Below are 9608 nucleotides of genomic sequence, written 5' to 3' on the forward strand. Positions count from 1 at the left end.
TCGGAAGCGACCGATGAATTTAACAAAACCTATCCGATCAGTGCGGGAACCACGGTGAATATAACGAATGTCACCGGAAAAGTGGCAGTCAGCACCTGGGATCAACCCAACGCCGAAATCCGTGCGGTCAAGAAGACAAAGAATGGCAGAAGCGATCTGGATGCGGTCACAATCGAGGTTACCCCTGCTGGGAATACGCTGGATATCAAGACTGTTTACCCTAAAAAAAGTAAAAGGGAAAATGAATCGCTCTTGACTAGAATATCGCGTGGATTCCGTAATTTTGGTTCCTCGGTAACGGTGGACTATACCATCACCCTCCCCAAAACCGCGATGCTCGGCAAGGTTAGTACTGTCAATGGGAATGTGGAACTCAGTGAAACGTTCGGTAATACGGTAGCCCGGAGCACCAACGGCACGGTCAAAGTGGATAAAGCGCAAGGCATCGCCGAGGCGCATACAGTCAACGGCAATATAGAGATACGGGATACCAAAGGAAATATTGAGATTCATACGACGAACGGATCGATCAGGGTGGAAAATGTTGAAGGCACAATAACCGCCAAATCCGTTAATGGAAATATTTTTCTGAACGGAGTCACTTCAGTCAAAGAAGCCCGCACCACCAACGGAAACATCAAAGCCGGAATTACAGGAACCGAGCCTGAAGGTATGAATATCAACACGGTCAACGGTTCGGTTGAGCTCTCTTTTCCTCAGACCATGAACGCGGAGATGGATATTGAATCCGCGCACGGCAAGATTTCCGCTCCCGGCGGGCTCACCATAAACATGGAAACCATATCACCCAGGCATATGACCGGAAAGCTTGGCGGCGGCGGGAACAAAATCCAGGTCAAAACGGTCAACGGCAGCATTATATTGAATAAACTGTAAAAATAAGGGACAAAGTGACAAAGGAACTTGCTTCGACAGGCTCAGCAAGCGTGCACTGAGCTTGTCGAAGTGCAAGCACTGAAAACCGGGTGAGGGAAATCCTATTTCATTTCCTTGATCATGATCTTCCGGAACCAGATTTTGTTGCCCTTGCCCCAGCTTGCGCCCGGATGCACCTGGATGCCTAAAAATCCCGTCTCCGGCACACGGAACTTGCCGGCGAGCAGGGTATCGGTGTAGTCCTGCACCTGCACGCCGTTCACCCAGGCTTTGATTTTGGCGGGCTGGCCCTCGATGCGCGCGACCACGGTGTTGTACTCGTCCTTCTTCCAGAGCTTTATCCCCTCGGGCTTATGCATGAGGAACTCGCCGCCGCCGGGGCAGTAAATGGCCGCGATCTCCCCCTCCGGGCGGTAGTCGATCGTCACCTGGTACGACAGCACATCCGGCTGCACACGCAGGAAAAGCCCCGAATCGATCGGATAATCCCCTTTCACCTCCGTATACACCTCGTAGTCCGCATATTTCTTTTCGGTTACCAGAAGCCCGCCTTTGCCCTCCGGCCACTGGTCGCCCGCGATAACCCCCTTGATGACCTCCCATTTGCCATCATCGCCGCTGTAGGTGGTCAGCTTGTTCCAGCCTTTGAGAGTTTTGCCATCGAAAAGGGAGGTGAATTCCTTGAGATTGGGCTGGTAGGTTTCGGCGGCAAAAGAGCTGCGGACTGCTATCGCTGCTGGAAAGGCGGAAATGATTCCGAGCATGTCACGGCGTTTCATCGAAAACCTCCTGGAAAAGAAAATCTCTCGCAAAGTTCGAAAAGAAAGAAATATGATGGATTTTGGAGTAGTATAATGAGGAGAGTGGAGAGGGGCAAGGGGAAAGAGAGGAGGATTTACATTGTCAATGGGGCCCGAAGAATTTGTCGCCGTTATAGTGAATCATGTGGTCCGGCGCCTCGGCAATCCATACTTCAGATTCCCACACGATTTCTTCAGCGTATTTTCGAAAGTCACTGAATGTCAGAAAAGCAGTCACATAAATTCGTCCGAACGGACATTTTGACAGCATGGTTTCCAGTTCAATATGCCTTTTAGGTGAAATCGGACCGTGAGAGGTAACAGCCTCAATGAAAAAAATCCATTTTTTCTTTGGGCTGAAAAGTACCACATCAGGAAGTTTGTCATGCTGAGTAACCGGTATAAAGAGTGATTTTAGTGCGGCTTCATCTATAAAAAGGTGCTTTTCCGCCGTATCGCCCATATAAATGAGAACAGGATTCTCGATGAATCGCGGAGCAAATTCTTCCAGAATGAGACGTTGAAGTATATTGTGTTCTCCAGGAGACAAATGGAGAATAGAATCATCTGGCAATTTGACGGCAACTGTATGCAGTTTACGGATTTTACCATATTTTCTTGTAAGAGAACCGTGTGTGCGAATGAATTTATTGACTTCCCGGTCGAACGTTTTTGTTCCATAGGATCGTAAAACGGGTAGTATGCCGCCTGTCAAACGATACACCGTTTTGCCGCTGTTTGTCGGACGATCCGGATTATCCGGGTTTCTGTCTACTATACGCGCCTGTTCAAACTGATGAATCGTTTGTCTCCTTAATGGTTTCGCGTGAATTCGGCGCATAATTTTTTTCGAATTTGTCACGCATCCAATCCATAATGTCGATGATTCTAAGGAGGGGCGTTTGAATATCTTTCCAAGTGTTCTCGCGGGTTCGTCCGGCCAAAGCGAGGAGAGTCAATGCAGAGCGTTCATTTCTCTGCTGACGGGGGAGTCCGAGCGCGGTAAGAATTTCGATGGCTTCTTCCAGTATTGTCATGAGGCGGTATCTTTGAGATAATCTTTTATTTCCCCGTTGATTCCCAGATGATCAAGAATCAAATCCTCAACTTCAGATGGATTAAGGTTAGTCAATTTTTTTAAACTTTCCCCGATTGCGCAAATTTTTTCAAGAGGAGGGAGCGGAAGAGTACGAATATCCGCAGCGTTAACCTGCGTGTTCCCGTTAATGGTTCTAAAATACCGGTCGAGTAAAACCGAATTGAATAATGCCGCCAACCCGTAAGTTTCAGCATCGAAAAGATTCCCTTGAATTTTACGAACATAATTCAAATGATTTTCCAATCCTATATAGGGGAACGGGAATTTCTCAGCCCAAAAAATTCCGGCAACCAGCCGCCGTTTCTCTTCTTTCGCTGTGAATCGTTTCAGAATAACGTAATCCTTCACCGGCAGAAGCAACGGCATGGAATTGTCGCATACTTTGAAATAGAAATCTTTCTCGCTTCTCTTTGATGGCCAGATAGTTTCAAACGGACGGATATTATGCATGGAAAGCAAGGGAACTGAATCGCTGTTATCTCTTTCGCGGATTATATACTCAAGAGCACGGAAAGTAACAACCGGCCCGGTGGATATTTTGAATCCCATATCCTGAAACCGAGAAGGCCAACTATCCACTATTTTCGCAATACGCCGGTCAAGATCATTTCCCGCGATCCGTACAATTCTATCACCCTTTGTATCATCTATAAGCTCACTCATGGAAACAGAACTCCGATCAACACAGTGAAGATCACGGCCTTTACTGGTCGTGACAATCACAGAGTCGTGTTTTTTCCCCCGTATTCCGGCAAGAATAATATTCTCTTGCAATACCCCATTTTCCTTGAATGTATCCGTTCTCGATTCGAAAAGGTGAATGTGATACGGTGTGATACGGTCGAAGAACCACTTCCGAAAGTCACGGAAATACAAGCCGTTACAATAACTTCGCGGTGTAATGGCCACTATTTTGCCGCCCCGGCGCAAAAGCTGCGCACCAATTGCCATAAATAATGCGTAGATATTCGGTTGTCCATGAATGACGTGCCCCATCACCCTGGCATGCGGCGAATCTTTCAATATCTTTCCATAAGGGGGATTCATGATAACCATATCGAATGGCCCGGAAACGGAATTGTCGCCCGTAAAAAGATCGTTCCCGCATGGGGAATTGGATAGGATAAAATCTTCATTATAGATTCTATATTCGAAACCATGTCCCTGCTTGTTCAATACGTTCTTCGCCCGCAGCATGGTTTCATGGAGGAACGGTATCAACGCCGGTTCCTTTTCGTACAGTACCGCCTGGACCGTGCGCGGTTCGCCAAATGACGCGATCCGGTCGCATACCGCGGCAGTCAAAATACCCACTCCGGCGCCTGCGTCAAGCAGACGAATTTTCCCTGAAGGAATCTCCTTGAAAAGTAAAGCCATAAACTCAGCAACTGCTACCGGTGTTCCGAAATGACCATTAATTTTCCGATCTTCAATGGTAGTGGTTGCCTCGTATTCCTTTTGCAAGATAGCAGCGAAATTGGATATAGATTGGCTACGGAAAGGTTCAGATACCGGGAGGTTGGTAGGATATGTGTAAGGAATGGTTTCCATAATGGACGATGACTTTTCAGGTTATTGGGTTGGTGCATTCTGATGTATTATAGGGAGGCTGAGTTGAAAAGGCAAGGGAAAATGTGAGAATGAGAGTGGATATGTGTGCAGGTTTTAAGATACTAAAAAAAAGAAAGCAAATTCGTTATGTATATATGGGAGATATAGACATTTCCGTTGGCAAAAGAAACAATAATGCGGAAGAAGGAAAAAAAGGCGAAAGTCTACTCCTTTTCCATACCTTCATCCGCCCCAAGATTTAAGTACCCCTATCCGGTAGTATCATAGAAACGAGAAATCACACCCCGGTTCATTTCCCCCTCCCCAGCACCTTCTCCGCATTCTTATGATACACCTTCTCCAGTACCTCATCCGGCAGGAAAATCCCGTAAATATTCCATCTCCCCTGCAGGTGATGCCCCCCCGAGGGATTAAAGTATTCATCGTCCGTTTCCAAAAACCGGTAATAAATCCGGTACGCTACGGCGCTGGGCATGGTGTCTGTGCCGAAGGTGATGCGGTCCTGGTACTTGATGAAGAATTTACGGGCGGTGTAGGGCTGACGGCCCAGCTCGGAGATACGGGCGTCGATGTCCACATATAAGTTCGGGTAGGTATCTAGCCACTGTGCGACTGTGCCCAGGTCTTCGGGAAGGTTGGCGACATGCGCGCCTACGAAGATGGTTCTGGAGTGACGGGCGATGACGCGGTTGCGCTGGGCGAGTATTTCATTCTTGGAGGGGTACTGCGGGCAGTAGAAGAGCCAGTCCGGATGCGCCTGGAGCTCATCATAGCGCTCGTTGTACTTATCGAGCGGGGTGAAGAATGCATTAGGGTCGGAGACATGGATCATCACCGGGATACGGAGTTCGCCGCACTTGGCCCAGATGGGGTCGATGCGGGGGTCGTCCACTGGGACTAGCCTGCCGGATTTGTCACGGTCTGTCAGGCCGAGGGATTTGAAGATTTTGAGGCCCCGGCAGCCTAGTTTCACTGCTTCTTCCAGACGGGCGGCTTCTTTGTTGCCGAAATCCGGCTCGTCGATGCGGCTGAAATCGGGGGAGAAGAACACGATGAACCGGTCTTTGGATACCGCCTGGCACTGCCGCAGGTGCTCCTTGTAGAAATCGCCCCTGGAGAGGCCGTCGAGGGAGACACAGGCTTTCACCCCGGCGGCGTCCATCTCGGCGAGGCATTTTTTAAGGTCGGCGCGCCCCAGGTGATTGTGAAAGTCTATTACAGGAAATTTGGGCTTGAGAATTTTGGTTTCCTTGGTCACCATCTGGCTTTTCGGCTCCCAGTCGCGGAGGAGGAGGTCGCCCGTCTTTGTCTGGGCCAAAAGCGTCGCGGGCAGCGAGAAGAACAGAAGGAAAGCGAGAAGGGATGCTTGAGGTAGGGTCATGGGAGTTCCTCCTTATGGCATCAGGGCGTATAGAAACATGTCATTTTCAGGAAATTAGCATAATCTAGCGCTATGAGCAAAGGGAATTTTAAGGAATATCTCTTGCTTTTTCCCGCCCATGAGGATAATTTGTATATGCCAATAGGCAAATCGGCCCCGGTTACTGTTCATGTGAAACTCAAAAAATCTAGTGTTAAGCCAATCAGATAATGTCTGGTGCTGGAGTTTCTTTTTCTTTTTACCCCCTTAAAAAGGGGGTCGCCGCTCAAGCGGCGGGGGGATATTGATTCGCTGGGAAGAAGAAATCCCCCCTGCCTTTGGCATCCCCCTTGTTAAGGGGGGAATATGAATCCAACTTTATTGCATTGACTTAACACGAGGTTCTCCTGTCACAGTACGAGGATTTAGGAAACTATCGTCAGCTCTTTGAATTATTTCCCGAACCGGTAATACCCGGCCACAGGGAGAGCCAAGAATGGAATCAGTCGAAGTTTGGGAAGACAGCGCCCGAAAGACTTACAGTATTCTGGTTATCGATGATGAAGAAAACATCTGCGAGATACTCATGGAATTTCTTAAAAGAGAAGGATATACTGTTGCTACTGCTCTCAGCGGCGGAAAAGGCTTGGCTCTTTTCCGGGAAAAGTATTTTGATACGGTCATCACCGATTTGAACATTCCCGATTTATCCGGCTGGGATATCGCGAGGCAGATCCGTAAGGAAAAGCCGAATACATTTATCATCCTGCTAACCGGCTGGGAAACAAAAATAGACGATATCAACAACCTTGAAAAAAACGTCGACATGGTTCTCCATAAACCGATTGATTTTCCCAAGCTTTCCGGGATTGTCAGGGATGCCTGCGCTAAAACCTGATAACCGAAGCACATGAAGGTGATAAAACTAAAAAAAATACTATCCGCCGCTTTTTTTGGAGCAGCGACCGCTGCGGTAATCTATGCGATTTCGCAGACAATGGGATACCGGACTTTCCTGGAAATCCAGAACATGGTGGATGACAGCCATTTTATTGTCCGTGACAAACCGGCTTCCCATACCGGCGGCATTGTGATCATAGACATTGACGATTATTCCATCAACCATTTGGGAAATTTCAAACATTGGCCGCGGCGTCATTTTGCACAGGTGATCAGTCTGGCGAGAAATGGTGGAGCGAGGATTATTTTTCTCGATGTAATTCTCATGGAAGGGGGAAAAATCGGGGATAATCAAGCGCTGGTTGATTCCGTCGCCTGCGCGGGGAATGTTATTTCCGGATATTATTTTAACCTTGATTATCAGAGCAGGAGAGAACGTCCTCTCGATCCGGTGTACAACGAGAAATTTTCCGATACCTGGTTCAATACGCAGCGATTTGAAAAAATTGAATTTATTCGTGCGGAAAATATCACACTCCCTTTCCGGGAAATGGTGGAATCCTCGAAGGGGCTTGGATTTACCAATTATATACCCGATCCCGACGGCATCGTAAGGCACATACCTTTATACATTAGTTACAACCGCCGTCTCCTGCCTTCGGCTGCGCTCCAGATGTGGCTGCAGATGAAAGGGATGCATTTCACGAATGTAGTCATATCGCCGAAAGGGAGCCGTTTTGGAGAAACGTTCGTTCCCACCGACAAACATTGTTTCATGCGGTTGAATTACTCTCTGTCAGGGCAAACTTACCGTACAATTTCGTTCGCCCCAATGCTGAAAGGCCAGTATCCTGCGGAGATTTTCAAAGACAAGGTTGTCATGATCGGATCAAGTTCTTCCATACTCGGCGATCTGAAAAAAATTCCCGGACATAATGCCCTTCCCGGCGTGCAGATTCATGCCGCCGCTCTTTCCACCCTGCTCGAGAAAAATTTTATTACCGTTGTCCCCGGGGATGTTATTTTTGGTTTCACCATTCTTTCCGGTATCCTGGCCGGTCTCTTTTTCAGCTTTCTGCCTCCCGTGAAAGCGGGGCTTCCGATGGCGATCGCTTTCCCAATGATACTCTACGCCATGTCCATGTACAGTTTTTCCGCACATGCCCGGCTCATTAATATCACCATTCCTTCGGCGGTGGTCATTCTCCTTTATATCGTTATTACCATTCACCGTACCGTGGAATACTATGAGCGGAGAAACTATAAAAAAAACCCGGTTTACTGTCAGCGCCCGGCCGGTTGAACAGGCATTCGTTTATTCATGCGGTACACGAAAGCCAGAAGTTCCGCCACCGCTGCATACAGTTCGGGGGGATCATCTCGTCAATATTTACCATCATGAGCAGACTGAGCAGATCGGGATTCTCACGAAACAGTACATGACGTTCCCTCCTTTTGTGTAAGTACATTATAAACAAGCTATTATATTATACCCAACACGGGAGGGAATGTTAAGAGGAATCTTTTCCTATTTTATTGCCTCACATAATCTTATACATTTTGCAGAAGCCTATATAGAGGGGGAACTATAAGGCTCGCAACGAGTTATCCCCTCTCTATTATAGAGAGGGGGCCAAGGGGTGAGTTTAGAAAAAGCGGCCTTTACAGGAAATTCTTACTCAAGCCACATCTTTTCCATGAAAGCTTCAAACATCACACTGGTCATATCTATGCCGACATCGATCCCCTCACCGTCGCCATAGTTGAAGACGATGAATCCTCCCGCCGGGGTGCTCCAGCGCTCCACCAGCTCATGGGCTTCACGGCGCACTGCCTCACGGTTTCCAGAAGGGAGGGTCGCCTGAATATCCACAGTGGAGAGGAAAGCCACACGGCCACGGAAGCGTCTTCCCAGCTCTTCGATGCCGTAGGCGCGTGGCTGCTGCATGTTCATCACATCCACACCGGCTGCGATGAAACGATCCACGAAATCATTGATACGGCCGCAGGAGTGCAGGATGAAGTGGTATCCATACTCATGGTACCGGGAGATGAGAGTTTTATACCGGTCAAAGAAAAAGCGGTCGAAAAGGGCGGGCGAGATGAATGTCCCGGTCTGCGTTCCCCAGTCGTCGGTGAGGAAGACGCCATGAACACGGTTTCCGAACCTGCGGTGAATCTCATCCACCTGCGCCATCTTGAAATCGAGAATCATGTCGAGGACTCTCTCGATCTTTTCCGGCTCGAAATAAAAATCCTCCATGGTCCTTGAAAAGCCGTGGAGCATATGGAGGCGTTCAATAAAGGTAAAGTGGCTGGTGAGACAGACATAACGGTCACCGGCGCTGGTGATCTCTTTCTCGGCCCGTTCATAATAAAACGGATCTTTCGGATCGGGGGGAAGGTAATCTGCGAGCCTTGCCCAATCTTCCAGGGGGCCTTTTACCACCTGGCCCATGTTTTTAACCTCGGTGACGGCCCAGATACAGCCCCAGTCGTCGGGAAGCGGAGTATCGAAAAACCAGCCCGACTTCTGACGGTCGAGTTCCCAGGAATCGCATACATCGTCTGGCGCAGGCGGATAGACATGCTGGAAAAAAGGCAGCCGTTCGGGATGGTCGAACTCGATGGCTCTCCGGACAAGTTCATATCCGGTCATTATGGGGTTTCTCCTGTAGTATGGAAAATGCTTATTTTTCGATTTACCTTCCGGCGAGCAAATCCCCTTGTCACCTGCGGTGACAACCCCTTGAAGGGTACGCTTCAGTCACGGGTGATAAAGTCCTTCGCTCACTGTCTCAATAAACTTTGTATATTGCGATGAGAAATTATCATTGTCAAGGAAAAAAGGGGCTTTTACATTTTCACGGGTTGTGCAGAATTGTTCTTTTCGGTTATGTCATTAAGTCAGCAAAATACAGTGAATAAGAGAAATTGAGTGCTCCTGTGTCTTTAAAATCCCCCCTGCCTTCGGCATCCC

General features: G+C 48.3%; 10 protein-coding genes. 4 read left to right on the plus strand and 6 right to left on the minus strand.

Annotation, left to right across the window (positions count from 1 at the left end):
- Positions 1-897: DUF4097 family beta strand repeat-containing protein (locus Q8O92_06600; GenBank protein MDP2982978.1), on the plus strand; the 897-nt coding region annotated here is incomplete at its 5' end.
- A gap of 101 nt (positions 898-998) precedes the next feature.
- Here the strand turns inward: Q8O92_06600 and Q8O92_06605 are convergent.
- The 4 genes from Q8O92_06605 to Q8O92_06620 all read right to left on the minus strand — a co-directional run bounded on the left by Q8O92_06605 (position 999) and on the right by Q8O92_06620 (position 4347).
- Complete coding sequence (locus Q8O92_06605) at positions 999-1676, minus strand: DUF1080 domain-containing protein (protein MDP2982979.1); 678 nt, start codon at positions 1674-1676, stop codon at positions 999-1001.
- A gap of 124 nt (positions 1677-1800) precedes the next feature.
- Positions 1801-2559 carry a BsuBI/PstI family type II restriction endonuclease gene (locus Q8O92_06610; protein MDP2982980.1) on the minus strand — a complete coding sequence of 253 codons (759 nt, stop codon included), beginning with the start codon at positions 2557-2559 and terminating at the stop codon, positions 1801-1803.
- Positions 2486-2734: a hypothetical protein gene (locus tag Q8O92_06615; protein MDP2982981.1), complete on the minus strand. Its 249-nt coding sequence runs from the start codon at positions 2732-2734 to the stop codon at positions 2486-2488. Before Q8O92_06615 ends, Q8O92_06610 begins: the two co-directional genes overlap by 74 nt.
- Positions 2731-4347 carry an Eco57I restriction-modification methylase domain-containing protein gene (locus Q8O92_06620; GenBank protein ID MDP2982982.1) on the minus strand — a complete coding sequence of 539 codons (1617 nt, stop codon included), beginning with the start codon at positions 4345-4347 and terminating at the stop codon, positions 2731-2733. The genes Q8O92_06615 and Q8O92_06620 overlap by 4 nt, the downstream gene beginning before the upstream one ends.
- An 89-nt stretch (positions 4348-4436) precedes the next feature.
- Between Q8O92_06620 and Q8O92_06625 the strand changes: the two genes are divergently transcribed.
- On the plus strand, positions 4437-4610 hold the full coding sequence (locus Q8O92_06625) for a hypothetical protein (GenBank protein MDP2982983.1): 174 nt from the start codon (positions 4437-4439) through the stop codon (positions 4608-4610).
- A gap of 47 nt (positions 4611-4657) precedes the next feature.
- Here the strand turns inward: Q8O92_06625 and Q8O92_06630 are convergent, their stop codons facing one another.
- Positions 4658-5749: an amidohydrolase family protein gene (locus Q8O92_06630; GenBank protein ID MDP2982984.1), complete on the minus strand. Its 1092-nt coding sequence runs from the start codon at positions 5747-5749 to the stop codon at positions 4658-4660.
- A 475-nt stretch (positions 5750-6224) separates the two neighbouring features.
- Between Q8O92_06630 and Q8O92_06635 the strand changes: the two genes are divergently transcribed.
- Positions 6225-6626: a response regulator gene (locus tag Q8O92_06635; protein ID MDP2982985.1), complete on the plus strand. Its 402-nt coding sequence runs from the start codon at positions 6225-6227 to the stop codon at positions 6624-6626.
- 18 nt (positions 6627-6644) lie between these two features.
- Positions 6645-7931, plus strand: a complete 1287-nt coding sequence (locus Q8O92_06640) for a CHASE2 domain-containing protein (GenBank protein MDP2982986.1) — start codon at positions 6645-6647, stop codon at positions 7929-7931.
- A gap of 372 nt (positions 7932-8303) precedes the next feature.
- Here the strand turns inward: Q8O92_06640 and Q8O92_06645 are convergent, their stop codons facing one another.
- The gene (locus tag Q8O92_06645; GenBank protein MDP2982987.1) at positions 8304-9287 is read right to left on the minus strand and encodes a uroporphyrinogen decarboxylase family protein; all 984 of its coding nucleotides are present in this window, start codon (positions 9285-9287) and stop codon (positions 8304-8306) included.
- Between the last annotated feature and the right edge of the window lie 321 nt (positions 9288-9608).

The organism is Candidatus Latescibacter sp. (assembly GCA_030692375.1).
In the GTDB taxonomy this organism is placed as follows: Bacteria; Latescibacterota; Latescibacteria; order Latescibacterales; family Latescibacteraceae; genus JAUYCD01.

Coding starts and splice junctions, on each gene's coding strand:
- Q8O92_06605 (MDP2982979.1), bottom strand. CDS start 1,676: ATGAAACGCCGTGACATGCTCGGAATCATTTCCGCCTTTCCAGCAGCG.
- Q8O92_06615 (MDP2982981.1), bottom strand. CDS start 2,734: ATGACAATACTGGAAGAAGCCATCGAAATTCTTACCGCGCTCGGACTC.
- Q8O92_06620 (MDP2982982.1), bottom strand. CDS start 4,347: ATGGAAACCATTCCTTACACATATCCTACCAACCTCCCGGTATCTGAA.
- Q8O92_06625 (MDP2982983.1), top strand. CDS start 4,437: ATGAGAGTGGATATGTGTGCAGGTTTTAAGATACTAAAAAAAAGAAAG.
- Q8O92_06630 (MDP2982984.1), bottom strand. CDS start 5,749: ATGACCCTACCTCAAGCATCCCTTCTCGCTTTCCTTCTGTTCTTCTCG.
- Q8O92_06635 (MDP2982985.1), top strand. CDS start 6,225: ATGGAATCAGTCGAAGTTTGGGAAGACAGCGCCCGAAAGACTTACAGT.
- Q8O92_06645 (MDP2982987.1), bottom strand. CDS start 9,287: ATGACCGGATATGAACTTGTCCGGAGAGCCATCGAGTTCGACCATCCC.